The sequence below is a fragment of the Dyadobacter flavalbus genome, assembly GCF_006149045.1.
Taxonomy (GTDB): domain Bacteria; phylum Bacteroidota; class Bacteroidia; order Cytophagales; family Spirosomataceae; genus Dyadobacter; species Dyadobacter flavalbus.
This window is the reverse complement of sequence record NZ_VBSN01000036.1, coordinates 1-16072: the sequence shown is the minus strand read 5'-3', so window position 1 is coordinate 16072 and position 16072 is coordinate 1. Positions and strand designations below refer to the sequence as shown.

12 protein-coding genes are annotated in these 16072 nt (G+C 43.4%); 7 read left to right on the top strand and 5 right to left on the bottom strand.

The window, feature by feature from the left end; all coding sequences use genetic code 11:
* The first annotated feature begins 131 nt into the window (after positions 1–131).
* The gene (gene purB / locus FEM33_RS11605; RefSeq protein ID WP_139012190.1) at positions 132–1487 is read left to right on the top strand and encodes an adenylosuccinate lyase; all 1356 of its coding nucleotides are present in this window, start codon (positions 132–134) and stop codon (positions 1485–1487) included.
* Between the two features lie 73 nt (positions 1488–1560).
* Here the strand turns inward: purB and FEM33_RS11600 are convergent, their stop codons facing one another.
* Positions 1561–4116 (bottom strand): adenosylcobalamin-dependent ribonucleoside-diphosphate reductase, encoded by a 2556-nt coding sequence (locus FEM33_RS11600; protein ID WP_139012189.1) that lies wholly within the window; start codon positions 4114–4116, stop codon positions 1561–1563.
* A gap of 604 nt (positions 4117–4720) precedes the next feature.
* Between FEM33_RS11600 and FEM33_RS11595 the strand changes: the two genes are divergently transcribed.
* From FEM33_RS11595 to FEM33_RS11570, 6 genes are all read left to right on the top strand, one after another.
* Positions 4721–5986 carry a cation:dicarboxylate symporter family transporter gene (locus FEM33_RS11595; RefSeq protein ID WP_139012188.1) on the top strand — a complete coding sequence of 422 codons (1266 nt, stop codon included), beginning with the start codon at positions 4721–4723 and terminating at the stop codon, positions 5984–5986.
* 75 nt (positions 5987–6061) lie between these two features.
* Positions 6062–7795, top strand: a complete 1734-nt coding sequence (locus FEM33_RS11590) for a M3 family oligoendopeptidase (RefSeq protein ID WP_139012187.1) — start codon at positions 6062–6064, stop codon at positions 7793–7795.
* A 62-nt stretch (positions 7796–7857) separates the two neighbouring features.
* Entirely contained in the window at positions 7858–8124 is a 267-nt protein-coding gene (locus FEM33_RS11585) for a hypothetical protein (protein ID WP_229214207.1), read from the top strand.
* A gap of 229 nt (positions 8125–8353) precedes the next feature.
* Positions 8354–9430 (top strand): NAD-dependent epimerase/dehydratase family protein, encoded by a 1077-nt coding sequence (locus tag FEM33_RS11580; protein WP_139012186.1) that lies wholly within the window; start codon positions 8354–8356, stop codon positions 9428–9430.
* A gap of 59 nt (positions 9431–9489) precedes the next feature.
* Positions 9490–10437: a glycosyltransferase gene (locus FEM33_RS11575; RefSeq protein WP_139012185.1), complete on the top strand. Its 948-nt coding sequence runs from the start codon at positions 9490–9492 to the stop codon at positions 10435–10437.
* Between the two features lie 4 nt (positions 10438–10441).
* Positions 10442–12058 (top strand): hypothetical protein, encoded by a 1617-nt coding sequence (locus FEM33_RS11570; protein ID WP_139012184.1) that lies wholly within the window; start codon positions 10442–10444, stop codon positions 12056–12058.
* Here FEM33_RS11570 and FEM33_RS11565 read toward each other — a convergent pair.
* The 4 genes from FEM33_RS11565 to FEM33_RS27025 form a co-directional block, all read right to left on the bottom strand.
* Positions 12044–12493 (bottom strand): RrF2 family transcriptional regulator, encoded by a 450-nt coding sequence (locus FEM33_RS11565; protein ID WP_139012183.1) that lies wholly within the window; start codon positions 12491–12493, stop codon positions 12044–12046. The two genes, FEM33_RS11570 and FEM33_RS11565, sit on opposite strands and share 15 nt — an antisense overlap.
* Positions 12494–12672: 179 nt before the next feature.
* A complete protein-coding gene (locus FEM33_RS11560) occupies positions 12673–15078 on the bottom strand; it encodes a 3-hydroxyacyl-CoA dehydrogenase/enoyl-CoA hydratase family protein (protein ID WP_139012182.1) in 2406 nt (801 codons plus the stop codon).
* 195 nt (positions 15079–15273) lie between these two features.
* On the bottom strand, positions 15274–15741 hold the full coding sequence (locus FEM33_RS11555) for a MarR family winged helix-turn-helix transcriptional regulator (protein ID WP_139012181.1): 468 nt from the start codon (positions 15739–15741) through the stop codon (positions 15274–15276).
* Between the two features lie 241 nt (positions 15742–15982).
* Entirely contained in the window at positions 15983–16069 is an 87-nt protein-coding gene (locus tag FEM33_RS27025; protein WP_374756416.1) for an IS3 family transposase, read from the bottom strand.
* Positions 16070–16072 lie beyond the last annotated feature (3 nt).

The following is a 16072-nucleotide window of genomic DNA, read 5'->3' as shown; positions in this document are numbered from 1 at the left end:
TTCAGCGAATATGCGAATTGTTTTATTAGTTCTGTTACAAATACCAAAAAGAATATTTCATGCCGTTTATACCATTTTTGGAAGACGAATTCTACTAACTTTGCCGAATAATTTATTTTGTATTGAAAATCATGTCTTTAAATCAACTTACGGCTATATCACCTGTTGACGGCCGTTATTACAAACAAGTATCCGAACTATCTGCCTATTTCTCTGAATATGCACTTATATATTACAGAGTATACGTAGAGATTGAATATTTCATTGCGCTTTGTGAAATCCCTTTGCCGCAACTGGCAGAATTTGATAAGAAGAAATATGCCTCACTGCGAAAAATTTATGAAGATTTCAGCGAACAGGACGCGCTTCACATCAAGGATATTGAAAAAGTAACAAACCACGATGTCAAGGCTGTCGAGTATTTTATAAAAGAACAATTTGAAAAGCTTGGAATCGAGTCCTGCCAGGAATTTATTCACTTTGGCCTTACTTCACAGGATATCAACAATACGGCTATTCCGCTTTCACTGAAAGATGCAATGGAACGGCAGATCAAGCCCTTGTTCCGCCAGGTTCTTTTTGTGCTGCGAAGGATGTCCATTGAATGGAAAAATGTGCCGATGCTTGCTTATACGCACGGCCAGCCTGCATCGCCGACGCGTGTCGGAAAAGAATTCATGGTTTTTGTGGAAAGACTGGAACGTCAGCTGGAAATGCTTGACAAAATACCGCCATCGGCAAAATTCGGCGGTGCAACAGGTAATTTCAATGCACATCATGCAGCTTATCCCAAACAGGACTGGATGGCTTTTGCCAATCATTTTGTGGAAGGGCTCGGACTGAAAAGAAGCCGTCATACTACTCAGATTGAGCATTATGACAATCTGGCGGCTACTTTTGACTGCTTGAAAAGGCTGAATACAATTCTTACGGACCTTAACCGGGATATGTGGACTTACATTTCCATGGGTTATTTCAAACAAAAGATCAAAGCGGGCGAAGTGGGTTCTTCTGCGATGCCGCATAAAGTAAATCCGATCGATTTTGAAAATTCGGAAGGAAACCTTGGCCTTGCTTCGGCATTGTTTGAACACTTTGCAGCCAAGCTTCCGATTTCGCGCATGCAGCGTGACTTAACGGATTCTACTGTGTTAAGAAACATCGGTGTTCCGCTTGCGCATCTGGCCATTGCGCTCAACTCTTTACTGAAAGGCCTTGGAAAACTGGAACTGAACGGGGAAGTCCTGAAAGCGGATCTGGAAGACAACTGGGCAGTCATTTCGGAAGCAATCCAGACAATCCTGAGAAGGGAAAGTTACCCGAAACCGTATGAAGCGTTGAAAGAACTGACGCGTACCAACGAAAAAATTACGCGTGAGTCCATTTCCCGCTTCATCGAAACACTGGACGTTCCTGAAAAAATCCGCGAAGAGCTGCGCGCATTGTCGCCGTTCAATTACCTTGGAATTATAGAGGATACTTACTGATTTTTGTAAAAACAGAAAAGAGCCTTGCCGGAATCCAACCCTGCAAGGCTCTTTTGTTTTCATTTCGGTTTGCTTATCCGCATTTGGAAGAACCGCAATCCTTGCACGTCAGGCAACCTTCCTGATATAGCAGATTCGTAGAATTGCAGTTCTGGCATTTTTGTTTCACAGCTTCCGTTCCGTCGGGAATATAATGTTTCAATGCACGCGCCACACCGTTTTTCCATGTATTGATGGATTCGTCAAGCTGAAGACTACTGATCAGATCAACGACTTTTTCAATCGGCATGCCGTGACGTAAGGTACTGGAAATCAGTTTTGCATAATTCCAGTATTCCGGATTAAACTTGTAGGACAATCCTTCAATGGTCGTTTTATAACCGCGTGTATTCTTGTACTGGAAATCGTATCTTGAACTGCCGTCCGCTTCACGGTTTTTGATGATCAGGCCATGATTAACCCATCTTGGCAATAAAATGCCGTCGTCATCATCGGCCATACCGGTGAAAATTTCATATGGTCTTCCGTCAATAATGCCTATAAACGCGATCCATTTATCTTTTTTATTCTGAAAACGGACAATATCAGCTTCCAGCACCTGCGGCCTGATGGTTGGAAACGGAACGTTGATTGTTGTTCCGGTTTCTTCTTTTTTCTCTGTATTGGCAATCAGAACGCCTGAACGCGAGCCGTCCCGATATACGGTAACGCCTTTGCAACCGGCTTTCCAAGCTTCCATGTAACATTCGCCAACCAGTTCTTCTGTTACGTCAGCCGGCATATTAATGGTTACGCTGATGGAATGATCAACCCATTTCTGGATTGCGCCCTGCATTTTCACTTTTTTAAGGTAATCGACGTCGTTTGAAGTGGCTTTGTAATAAGGAGATTTTTTAACCAGTTCATCCAGTTCTTTCTGAGCGTAATTTCTGTCTGTTTCATAGCCGTTCACCTCCATCCATTGCTTGAAACGGTGATGGAAAACAACGTATTCTTCCCAGGAATCACCAATATCGTCAACAAAATCAACCCGCACATCTTTATCGTTCGGATTTACTTTTCTTCGGCGCTTGTAAACAGGCATAAAAACAGGCTCGATTCCGGAAGTCGTCTGCGACATCAGGCTTGTGGTTCCTGTCGGTGCAATAGTCAGCAGCGCAATGTTTCTTCTTCCGTATTCCAGCATTTCATAATAAAGCTGCGCATCCGCTTCTTTCAGCCTTTGGATGAACGGATTATTTTTTTCCCTTTCAGAATCATAAATGGTAAAAGCGCCTCTTTCCTTTGCCGTGTGAACAGAACTCCGGTATGCTTCCAGCGCAACGGTTTTATGGATCTCGACGGCAAATTCGCTTCCTTCGTCACTTCCGTAACGCAGACCAAGCGCGGCAAGCATGTCGCCTTCTGCTGTAATGCCGATGCCGGTTCTTCTGCCTTCTTTGGCTTTTTTCTGGATATTAAGCCATAAGTTCCGTTCTACACGCTTTACTTCTTCCTCTTCCGGATCTTCATCAATTTTCTGCAGAATGGCATCTATTTTTTCCAGTTCAAGATCAATAATGTCGTCCATCATGCGCTGTGCAGCGCCAATATGCTTTTTAAACAGTTCCCAGTTGAACTTTGCCTGCGGCGTAAAAGCTTCTTCTACATAAGAAAACAGGTTGATAGCCAGCAAACGGCAGGAATCATATGCACACAATGGAATTTCGCCGCACGGATTGGTCGAAATGGTTTGATAGCCAAGATCCGCATAGCTGTCCGGCACTGACTCACGAATGATTGTATCCCAGAACAATATGCCCGGCTCAGCCGATTGCCATGCATTATGCACGATTTTTTTCCAGAGTGCACTGGCGTCAACTTCCTTCTGATGCGTCGGATTATCGCTTTTGACCGGATATTGCTGTATGTATGGAATTCCCGACTCTACAGATTTCATGAACTCGTCATCAATCCGTACCGAAACATTCGCGCCTGTCACTTTGCCCTGCTCCATTTTGGCATTGATAAAATCCTCGGAATCCGGATGGCGGATGGCAACTGAGAGCATCAATGCGCCGCGGCGGCCGTCCTGCGCCACTTCACGCGTGGAGTTTGAAAAACGCTCCATAAAAGGCACAATGCCGGTTGAGGTCAGTGCAGAATTTTTTACCGGCGAACCTTTCGGACGGATATGCGACAGATCGTGGCCGACGCCGCCGCGTCTTTTCATCAGCTGCACCTGTTCCTGATCTATTTTCATGATGCCTCCGTACGAATCTGAAGAGCCGTTGTTCCCGATCACAAAACAGTTGGACAAAGAAGCAATCTGAAAAGGATTTCCGATACCCGTCATCGGGCTTCCCTGCGGAATGATGTATTTAAAGTTCTTTATAAGATCAAAGATCTCGTTTTCGGATAGCGGATTGGTATATAGCTGTTCAATGCGCGCAATTTCCTTTGCAATCCTGCGGTGCATATCGTCGGGAGTAGCTTCGTAAATCGCTCCGTAAGAATCTTTCAATGCATATTTATTAACCCAGACGCGGGCCGCCAGATCATCACCTTTGAAGTATTCCAGAGAAGCCTGATATGCTTCATCGCTCGTATAAGTACGCTTTTCCTGTGTAAATTCTTCTATTTTTTCCATTGGCGCCGCTAAGTAAGTTGACAGGTTTTAAAGGATGGCAATTTACAAAAATTAATTCTGGAGTACGGATTAAAAAATAATGTTTACAAATTGTTAGATGTAAGATGCTAAATGTGAGATAATTAATTAAAATAATTTTTTGAAAAGTTTACAAAATTTAAAATCTGCTTTAATCATTTTTTCATTCAGATATTTTTTTAATCAAACAAAAAAGAGCCGGTCAATACAACCCGGCTCTTTAAGATTACTATGGCGAAATTTATTTTATCTTCAATGCTTGTTACAAATAATAATCAATGCTTTACTGAAATTGCAATGTGTTGAAATGCATACAATTTCCTTTCGGACCAAAAATTCTTTTCAACAGTCAATGTAAAATGTGCATCGTGTAAAATAATCTGGTCTGCTTCTTTTGATATGGATCGTTATAAAGGCAAATATAAATTATAATTTAGAATTGGTATAAATAATACGCATTATTTTACTTTGTAACCCTAAATTCGGTCTCGACATTTTTATTATTGTATATTCAAAAATTACACTGTTCCTGAACGGCGTAACATCAGCTTCCTTTCCGATCCTATACTTTTAGACATCTTAAATTTTGAAAAAGTTATTTACCAACCTCACTTTCTGGGTTCTGACTGCGATTACGGCCGGAGCGCTTCTCGGGCATTATGATCCGGAAACAGCAGTGAAAATGGACTTTCTTGGGAAAGGGTTTATTCAGATTGTCAAGATTTTCATCAATCCTATCATTTTCCTGACCATTACGCTGGGAATTATCGGAATGGGCGACCTGAAAAAAGTAGGAAAAGTCGGCGCAAAGGCATTAATCTATTTTGAAGTAATTACAACGCTGGCATTAATCGTTGGCGTAATCGTCGCCAATATCATCCGGCCGGGAGAAGGCGTTGTGACGAGCAACCTTGAAAAAGGCGATATTTCGGTTTATGCCAGCAAGGTCCATGATTTCAGCTGGCTTCAATTCTTTTTCGATAATGTTACGCTGCAGGTATTGCTTTTCTCGCTTGTTCTGGGAACGGTACTGAGCAAATATTCCGGAAAAGACAAGATTATTCACTGGCTGAATTTTGCTTCCAAATACGTTTTCCGCGCCCTGCACTTTGTCATGATCTTTGCACCGGTCGGAGCGTTCGGCGGAATGGCGTATACAATCGGAAAATACGGAATCCATACGCTGCTGCCGCTTGCCAAACTGATGGGAACGGTTTATGCCACAATGGCCATTTTCATTTTCGGCGTGCTGGGACTTGTGCTGAGAACTTACAAAATCAGTTTGTGGTCGTACCTGAAATACATCCGTGAAGAACTGCTGATTGTACTCGGGACTTCTTCCTCCGAAGCTGCACTGCCGTCTCTGATGGGAAAACTGGAAAGGATGGGCTGCTCCAAACCGGTTGTCGGCCTTGTTGTTCCCGCCGGTTATTCCTTTAATCTGGACGGAACCACGATTTACCTTTCAATGGCTACGATATTTCTTGCGCAGGTTTTCAACGTTCACCTTACGCTTGCACAGATTTTTTCACTGATCGGTATTTTAATGGTTACTTCCAAAGGAGCCGCCGGCGTAACGGGCAGCGGTTTTGTCGTTCTGGCTTCTACTTTGACGGCCATAAAGGTTATTCCGCTGGAAGGCCTGGCTTTGCTGCTGGGCGTCGACCGGTTTATGTCCGAAGCGCGTGCCATTACCAATTTTATCGGGAACGGAGTGGCTACGATATGGCTCGCCAGCAATGAAAAGGAATTTGACAGAGAAAAAATGCATTTCGCCTTTGCAAACGTTAAGGAAACTGAAAACGTAGTTACAGATAATCTGACGGATGTAACGCAGCAGGGCCATTCCTGATCCATTGCGGCGCGGCATTGTACTTTTTACGGATTCAATCTTAACTTTGAGCATTCCAATTGCACCAAGAAACTTATGACCAATCAAGAAAACATAGCAGTTCCGACCCGCGCCGCAAGGGTATTTATCGGAGAAGAATTTGACCTTAAAAAGTGGGAAGACGTTGAGCCGTTTTTTGAAAACCTTAAAAACCGAGAAATCAATTCTGCCGAAGAACTAAGGCAATGGTTTTCGGACCGCAGCGAAATTGAATCCTACTTATCAGAAAATTTTGCATGGCGCTATATCCGCCAGACCTGCGATACGGCCAACACAAGCCTGATCAATGCACTGCAGTTTTTTATCACTGAAATACAGCCGAAACTGGCCGAATACGGAAATGCGCTGGACAAAAAAGTGGTTGAAAACCCGTTCCTGAGCGAACTAAAAGAACCAGGTTATGCAATTACGTTGCGCGGGATGAAAAAAGCAATCGAGATATTCCGCGAAGAGAATATTCCGGTTATAACCGAAATGCAGACGGAGGAACGCCGTTACAGCGCCATTGCCGGAGCGATGACGGTTACAATTGACGGCGAAGAAATGACTTTGCAAAAGGCTTCGGACCGGCTTCAGTCAACAGACCGTACTGTGCGCGAAGAAGCGTGGCGGGCAATCAGCAACAGGCGTTATGAAGATCATGAACAGCTGGACGAATTGCTGAACAAGCTTGTAAGTCTGCGTGACAAAGTCGGGAAAAATGCAGGTTTCAGTAATTACCGCGACTACATGTTTGCCGCCATGGGCAGGTTCGATTACACGCCTCAGGATTGTTTCAACTTTCATGATTCTGTAAAAAAAGCCGTTGTTCCCATGCTGGACGAAATGGCTGCCAGTAGAAAAGAAGCCTTGAAAGTAGATGCACTGCGTCCGTGGGATACCAAAGTGGACCCGCACGGACTGGCACCCTTGAAACCTTTTGAAAATGGCGACGATCTGCTGGATAAAACCATTCGCTGCTTTTCGCGTCTGGATCCGTTTCTGGGCGATTGTCTGCGGACAATGAAAACGATGAAACACCTGGACCTGGAATCCAGAAAAGGAAAAGCGCCGGGCGGCTATAATTATCCGCTGGACGAAATTGGCGTGCCTTTCATTTTCATGAACGCTACTTCCAACCTCCGCGATATGATCACGCTTCTGCACGAAGGCGGCCATGCCGTGCATTCGCTTGTGACGCGTAACCTGGCGCTTAATTCATTCAAGCATACGCCTTCGGAAGTTGCCGAACTTGCTTCCATGTCCATGGAACTCATTACCATGGATTTCTGGGATGAGTTTTTTGAAAATGAAAATGACCTGAAACGCGCCAAAATCCAGCATCTTGAATCGATTATAGAAACATTGCCGTGGGTTGCAACCGTGGACAAGTTCCAGCACTGGATGTATGAAAACCCGCAGCACGATGCAGAGCAGCGGAAAAAAGCATGGATTGACATTTACGGAGCATTTACGGACAACGTCATGGATTGGTCCGGACTGGAAGAATACCGCAAATACCTGTGGCAGCGCCAGCTTCACATCTATGAAGTTCCGTTTTACTATATTGAATACGGGATTGCGCAGCTCGGTGCCATCGGTGTATGGAAAAATTACAGGAACAATCCGGAACAGGGGCTGAAAGGCTATCTGGATGCACTGAAACTGGGTTATACAGCTACGATCGGAGAGATTTATCAGGCTGCCAATATTCCCTTTGACTTTTCAGAACAGCATATAACCGAGCTGATGCAGTTTGTTCATGATGAACTCGCGCAGTTAAAAAATTGATATTTCATTTCCATTCAATTTGGTGGTTATGAAAATGGCGGTTATTTTTGTGGGTATTACTTATGAACGATCGAGAAATGAAATTCAATAAAATAGTGGCGTTTGTTGCAGGCCTGGCTTTGATGACTTCCTGCGAATACCAGAAATACAATCATATAGAGCAAAAAGATGTGAATTCTGGCAATGACTATGTTTATGGTGTAAGCCCGGATTCATTGCCTCGCCAGCTGGCAAACAAATATGAGCCAAAACCGGAACTGGATACGCGCGTTAATGCCATCCGTGAAAAACTATACAGCGGCATAAGTAATGCTGTCGTAAAGCAATAATATTTCCCTGACATAAATAGAAAAGGTATCTCTTTACAAAGAGGTATCTTTTTTTATTTATGCGGATATTGAATAATTTTAATATTCGTTTCTGCGTATAATCTCCGTGTCGGCTTTCCGCAGGATAATTGCATTATTACAATTGAACAATTTTAATTTACTTTACACCACATAGGTAATGCAGGTGTATATTCTGCGGAATGTATAAGCTGTTAAATATAAAATCAACATGAATATAGCTTTGGTTACCGGCTCAGCCGGACTGATTGGAAGTGAATCGGTCGCTTTTCTAGCGGATAAATTTGATATCGTAATCGGCATTGATAATAATCTCAGGGAATATTTCTTCGGGGCTGACGGAAACACGGAATGGAACCGCAACAGAATTCAGAATGCCTTTGATAATTACAAGCATTACTCGGCAGATATCCGTGAAGTAAGCCAGCTTGAACCTATTTTCAGGGAATACGGAACAGATATCAAGCTCATTATACATGCTGCTGCACAGCCAAGCCATGACTGGGCCGCCAAAGAGCCGTTTACTGACTTTGGCGTAAATGCCGTCGGAACCTTGAACATGCTGGAAATGACCCGGCTTCATACGCCGGAAGCTGTTTTTATATTTACTTCAACAAACAAGGTTTACGGCGACAATCCTAATTACCTTCCTTTGATCGAACTGGAAACACGCTGGGAAATTGATGAAAACCATCCTTATTTTGAAAACGGCATTGACGAAAGCCACAGCATAGACCATACAAAGCATTCTGTTTTTGGCGCGTCCAAAGTTGCAGCAGATATTATGGTGCAGGAATACGGACGTTATTTCGGAATGAAAACGGCTGTGTTCCGCGGCGGATGCCTTACCGGCCCGAACCATTCGGGTGCTCAGCTGCACGGATTTCTGGCATATCTGATGAAATGTGCAATTACAGGAAATCATTACACCATTTTCGGCTATAAAGGCAAGCAGGTTCGTGATAATATTCACAGCCATGACCTTGTAAATATGTTCTGGCATTATTATCAGAATCCTCGTCCCGGCGAAGTCTACAATGCCGGAGGCGGCCGTTTTGCAAACTGTTCCATGCTGGAAGCCATTGCATTATGCGAGCAGATCACCGGAAATAAATTGTCTTACTCCTATTCGGAAACAAACCGGATCGGAGACCACATCTGGTATGTAAGCGACCTTACCAAATTCAAGTCCCATTATCCCGGCTGGAACTGGGAATTCGGGCTGGTCGAAACACTTACACAGATTCATGACGGCATTTCTTCCAGGTTAGGAGCGAAAATGGTCTAAGAAGTTCAGTGACCTCCGCCGATCAAAAAGGATTGCGGAGGTTTTTTTAAATTCCTCCTATGACAGAAAATTATGTTATTATAATTCCCCAATTCAACGACTGGGAGGCGCTGAATTTACTGATAGAAAAGATCAATGCGGATCTTGACCCGGTTATTCTGCAGCAGTCAACGATACTTATTGTGGACGACTGTTCAACCAAAGCCAGAGTAAACCCGTTTGTCGGTTTTAAAGGAAAAGCAATCAAGGTGTTGAAGCTGTACCGCAATCTCGGACATCAGAGAGCCATCGCAATCGGGTTGTCCTACATTGCAGAAAATATGGAGGCCGACAAGGTAATTGTAATGGATGCTGACGGAGAAGATGCCCCCGACGACATTAATAAGCTCATAGGCAAGTCTTTACAAGAACCTGATAAAATTATATTTGCTGAGAGGAACAAACGTACAGAAAACCTCCTGTTCAGGTTCTTTTATGTAATATATAAATCCGTTTTCAAACTGCTGACCGGAAAAGTAATTACATTCGGCAATTTCAGTCTGGTTCCAAAACAAAGATTACAGAATCTGGTCCGTGTTTCGGAAATCTGGAACAATTATCCCGGCGGGATTATCAAATCGAAAATTCCTTACGATTCTGTACTTACAAACCGTGCAAAACGGCTTGCAGGAGAAAGCAAGATGAACTTTGTTTCGCTGATCCTGCATGGGTTAAGTTCCATTTCCGTTATGATCGACACCACTGCAGTCAGGATATTGATATTCTCCATGTTTATGTCAGGAATTGCCATCACATTCATTGTAGTAATCCTGTTCCTCAAACTGATCGGGAACGCGACGCCCGGCTGGGCCTCAACGCTGGGAAGTACTTTAACTATTCTGATGCTGCAATCATTTCTGATATCCCTGTTTCTGGTATTTATGGTTTTGCAGTACCGCTCGCAGCAACATTTCATTCCGGCAGTTCATTACCGGGATTTTGTAGAAAAAGTAGATACTTTCAGCTAATTGTATGATCAGCTTTGATAACGCTCCCATAGTGTACTGGTTTGCCGGTTACATTCTGGCAGAAATTGTCATCGCTGCAGGCGTTTTCCGGCTTGTTCCTGAAAGGGTTTTTATTTGCCTGAGTATTCTGCTGTTGGTTTTTATGCGTTTGCCCGTCATCGTTTTCAACCGGGAGCTGAATGCGGATGAAAGCCAGATGCTCAGTCACGCCATTACGCTGTTCAGAGATCCGCTTTACTGGCGTTCTGTTGACGGCACTACAATCGGGCCGCTGGATAATTACCTGCTCGTTGTTCCGCGCATTCTGGGCTTTCAGCTTAATTATATTTCCGCCAGACTGATAGGAATTCTTTGTTCATGCGGTTCGCTGCTATTGCTGTTTTTTACACTGAAAAACTGGTTTGGCAATGTTACCGCACGTACAGCATTCATCTTTCCGCTTCTGTTTCTGTCATTTACGCAGGAAAAAGATTTTGTTCATTATTCCAGTGAACAGTTGCCTGTATTTCTGCTTTCTTTATCAATGTGGCTGCTGTCAAGGATCACGAACCATTCTGGCTCTTTAAAATGGAATGCCTTATTCCTCGGATTGACAGCCGGAACTATTCCGTTTGCCAAACTTCAGGCTGTTCCGCAAGCCATTGTTACAGTGCTGGCTGCATTTTGGGTTTGTTACCGCTGGTTCGAGCTCAAAAGAGATTCCAGACCATTGAAAGTACTTTTACTTGGCGGGCTTACTTTTCCGGTTATCACTTTCATCTGGGCTTATTCCTTTCATGTTCTGACGGATCTTGTTGATTTTTATCTGTTCGGGAATGTTATTTATGCAAGTGGAAATGAAGCAATATCTATTTCAGCCCTGTTTTTACAAATAATCAATCTGAGTGCAGACTTCAGGGCCTTTACAATCATTTCTCTTATTCCTTTTATTGCAGCCGTAATCAGAATTTTCCAGAAATCAATTGATAAAAAAGAGGATCATGTCGTTCGGTTTGTAGTTCTTTTTATGGCTTTTTCCAGCATTTATGCCGTCACCAAATCAGGAAATAATTTCATTCATTACCTGAATTTCTGCATTATTCCCTGGACTTTGCTTGTGGCTTACGGCTTGGCCAATTTCAGACAATGGAGCATTGTACCTTCCGTTTTGCTGTTAATGTGGTTTGCCGCCAATAGTGCTTATAACTATAAAAAAGAACGTACGTTAAATAACTACATATCTTCGGAAAAGAATGCATTTGAAGAAAGCGCCGTTGTAAAAGCCTTGAAAAAATACAGTAAACCCGATGACTGTTTGGTTGTATGGGGCTGGCAGAGCGCGTATTATGTAGAAGCGCAGTTGCCTCAGGGAACAGCTGAAAGTCATTCGGAACGCTCTATATTCAATCATTCGATGCGACAGAAATACTTCAGTCGTTACATGAAAAATATGGAAAGGACCAAACCGGCCATTATTATAGATGCCGTTGGCAAGAACAGCCTATGGCTTCAGGACAAGAAAACCCAGAGCCTTGAAAACTTTCCGGAAATCAATACTTACATCCAAAAAAATTACAGCTATGCAGGCAGCTTCGATGATACAAAACTTTATATCAGAAAAGACCGCTTACAACTGAGATAAGAGATTTGTTTTAGAAGTATTTTCTGCCTGAAGCAGATCATTCAGTGTGGTTTTGTCCAGAACCGCAAGGTTTGCATCTCTCCATCTTTCCAGAACAGACCGCAAGCTGCATGTTTCCTCATCTTTACAGTCATCGCATTTACCGTAAAAGAACATGGAAACGCATAACGCCGGCGCAATCGGGCCGTCTATAATCCTGAGCACTTTTGAAAAATTCACTTCTGCCGGGGACATTCTCAGCAAGTAACCGCCACCTTTCCCTTTTTGGCTCTGAAGTACGCCGTTGTTTCTGAGATCAAGTAAAATTGCTTCCAGAAATTTCTTGGGAATCTTTTCTTTTTCAGCAATATACGATATCAGAACCGGGCCCTTCCCGTATTGTTCCGCCAACACTTTCAAGGCTTTCAGAGCATATTTGGCTTTTTTTGAAATCATTGTTTATTAATCCTTCTTTTAAAGAACTTAGTTTGTCTGATGATGAACTGAATCCGGAAAATTTCTGGCATATTAATACCAGTATATAACTATTCACCGAATTTTATTGATTTTAGAACATAATTTCATTAAACAATAATTCCATAAAAGCCACATACGTACGCTATATCATGCTTTTCCTAATTTCTTGGCGGCTTTCCTCCGTTGAGCAGTCCCTGCATTCTTTCAAGTGTTTTCTTTTCTCCGCACAACGATAAAAAAGCTTCCCGTTCCAGATCCAGAAGATATTGTTCCGTTACATTCTGGGGGTAACTCAAATCTCCGCCATTGATCACATAAGCCAGTTTGTTCGCAATTTTTGCATCGTGATCCGTAATGTAACCGGCCAGGCGCATCTGCGCAATGCCGGCCATAAAGAGCGCAATACCGGTTTTTCCCTGAACTTTGATGTCATTTCGCTGCTTGGGCTGCGTATAACCGTTCTCTGAAAGATCTATTCCAGCCTGTTTTGCTTCCGCTATAAGCCGCGACCGGTTCAGGACGATCTGGTCTTTATCCTGAAGATAATTCATTTCTCTGGCTTCACGGGCCGACGTTGAAACTTTTGCCTGTGCAATATTCATGAATGCAGCCTGCAGGATATTCAGTTCCGGATCTCCCGACTGATACATATCCGAGCATCTCAGTGCCATTTCCTTTGTTCCTCCTCCTGCCGGAATAATCCCGACACCGAATTCCACGAGTCCCATGTACGTTTCTGCGTGTGCCACAACTTTGTCTGCGTGCAGATTCAGTTCACAGCCGCCGCCCAGTGCAAGCGTATGCGGCGCAGTAATAACCGGGATTGAAGAATAACGTGCACGCATCATCGTTTGCTGAAACTGCCCGATAACCATATTGATTTCGTCAAATTCCTGCTCGATGGCGAACATAAACAGCATGGCCAGATTGGCTCCCGCTGAAAATGCCTCGCTGGATTCATTGCCGATCACAAGCCCGCGAAAATCCTTTTCGGCCAGACTGATTCCTTTCTGTATTCCTTCAATCACTTCGGAGCCCATGGTGTTCATTTTGGACCTGAACTCGAGATTCAGAATGCCATCACCAATGTCGTACAGATTTGCTCCGGCATTTTTCCAAACCACATTTTCGGAAAGGTTGCCAAGTATAACAAAGCTTTCCTGACCGGGTATTTTTTTATAGGATTTTGAAAGAACATCGTAGTAAAAACGCTTGCCGTTTTCCACTTTATAAAAAGAAGAATGGCCGTTCTCAATCATTTCGTAAACCCATGAAGCCGGTTTCAGATCAAGTGCTTCCATAACGGAAAGCATATCTTTCAAGCCGATGGCATCCCAGGTTTCAAAAAGTCCGAGCTGCCAGCCAAACCCGGCCGATATGGCCTGATCGATCCTGAAAATTTCATCCGAAATCTCCGGAATCCGCAGCGTTGCATAACGGAATATATCGGCAAACGTTCTTCTGTAAAATTCTCCGGCTTTGTCCTGGCCTGCGATGAGTACTGCAAACCTTTTGGAAACATCACCGATTGCCTTTGTGCTTTCCAGCGTAGCAAACTTTACTTTTTCCGAAGGCTTGTACTCAAAAGAATCAAAGTCCAGCGCAAGAATAACCGATTTGCCTTTTTCGTCTTTTATTTTTTTATAGAAACCCTGTCCGGTTTTATCGCCCAGCCATTTGTTGTCATAAAGCTTTTGTATAACCTCAGGAAGTACAAAGGCATCGCGGGACTCGTCATTCCCTTCGCCGGATGCGTACAGATTATTGGCAACATGTACGGTTGTATCCAAACCCACAACGTCCGACAAGCGGTATGTTCCTGATTTTGGACGTCCGGCAACAGGCCCGGTCAGTTTATCGACTTCATCCACACTCAGATTCATCTCCGATGCTACACGAATGGTCTGGATCAATGCATAGATTCCCAGCCGGTTTGCAATGAAACCGGGCGTATCCTTGCACAGAACGGTTGTTTTTCCCAGGAAAAGATCCCCGTAATGCATCAGAAAATCAATGACAGACTGTTCGGTTTCGGCCGTTGGAATAATTTCCAGCAAACGAAGGTATCTGGGCGGATTGAAAAAATGGGTTCCGCAAAAATTCTTTCTGAAATCCTCGCTTCTGCCTTCTGCCATGAGGTGAATGTGAATCCCGGAGGTATTGGAAGTCACAAGCGTGCCCGGTTTGCGGAGCGCATCTACTTTCTCGTAAAGGCTTTTTTTGATGTCCAGCCTTTCTACAACCACTTCAATAACCCAGTCGTAATTCTTGATTTCCGGAAGATTGTCTTCAAAATTCCCAAGCTTTATCCGGGAAGCAAACGAAGGGCTGTACAAGGAAGCCGGCATTGCTTTCAAAGTCTGCTGAAAAGAGTCGCTGACGATTCTGTTGCGGAAAGCCGGATGGCTGGCTGTAATGCCTTTTGCAGCTTCGGCTTCGGAAACTTCCCTGGGAACAATGTCAAGTAACAAAACTTCGACTCCTATATTGGCAAAGTGGCATGCAATGCGGGAGCCCATTATACCCGAGCCAAGTACGGCAACTTTACGGATGGAACGATTCATGGGTTTATGGTTTTTGGCTGTTAGCTATTTAGCTGTTAGCGATTAGCTGTAAGCTTTTACTGGATTTTTTTTACAGAACTATTCTTTCTTTATTAATGATCAAACGCAGAAGCCAACGGCTGACAAAAATGAAAATTTATTAATGACCAAAAGCTAACGGCTAAAAGCTAGTCGCTAACTGCCAAAAAGCTTTTCCTATTCAAAATCGTCTGTTATTTCTCCGGCTTTTAGTTTCTGGTTTTCTTCTTCAACGAGTTTATTTACTTCTTTTATTACTTCAAAAAAAGTAACCAGTTTTTCAAGCGGGATTTTATCGCGGATCATTGTATTAAATGATATGACGCCTTCGCGCGCCACTTCTCTTTTTTCCTTTCCCAGATCGGTCAGTACAATTCGGACAAAGCGTTTGTCACTTTCACTTACTTCTCTTTTGATCAGGCCGCGTTCTTCCAGGTTTTTTAGCATCCTGACAAGGCTTCTTGGCTCCATTCCGAGCAAAGGCGCAATTTTGGTTGCCGGAGTTCCTTTTTCAATGTCAATGTTCAGCAGCACATAGCCGACTGCCATTGTGGTATCATGGCGCGCAGCATAGGCATTGTACATTCTGGAAATGGAATGCCATGCCCATTTTATCTGGAAATCGATCGTCTTTTCCTTACGCATCCTTATTCATGTAAGTAGCTGGCAGCAATGCGCTTTCAGCTGTTAGGAAGATAAATGTTCAATAAAGAGCAAATTGCAAAAACTCATCATCTCAACGGATTACAAGCAATTACATCTGATTTTACAGCCTGTCTGCAAATGTAAGGAAACAGCATACTATTATGCAAGCATACTAATTTGAGTTTAAATAAAAAATGCACCGGAAATAGACTGCACCCCAAAAGTTGGACGAGTTTAAGAATTAACGATTAGTGTGATGAGCTCGGTATTGTACCGGGCTCATTCCATTTAAATTAAGCCTGATCCTGTCTTTGTTGTAGTAGTTGATATA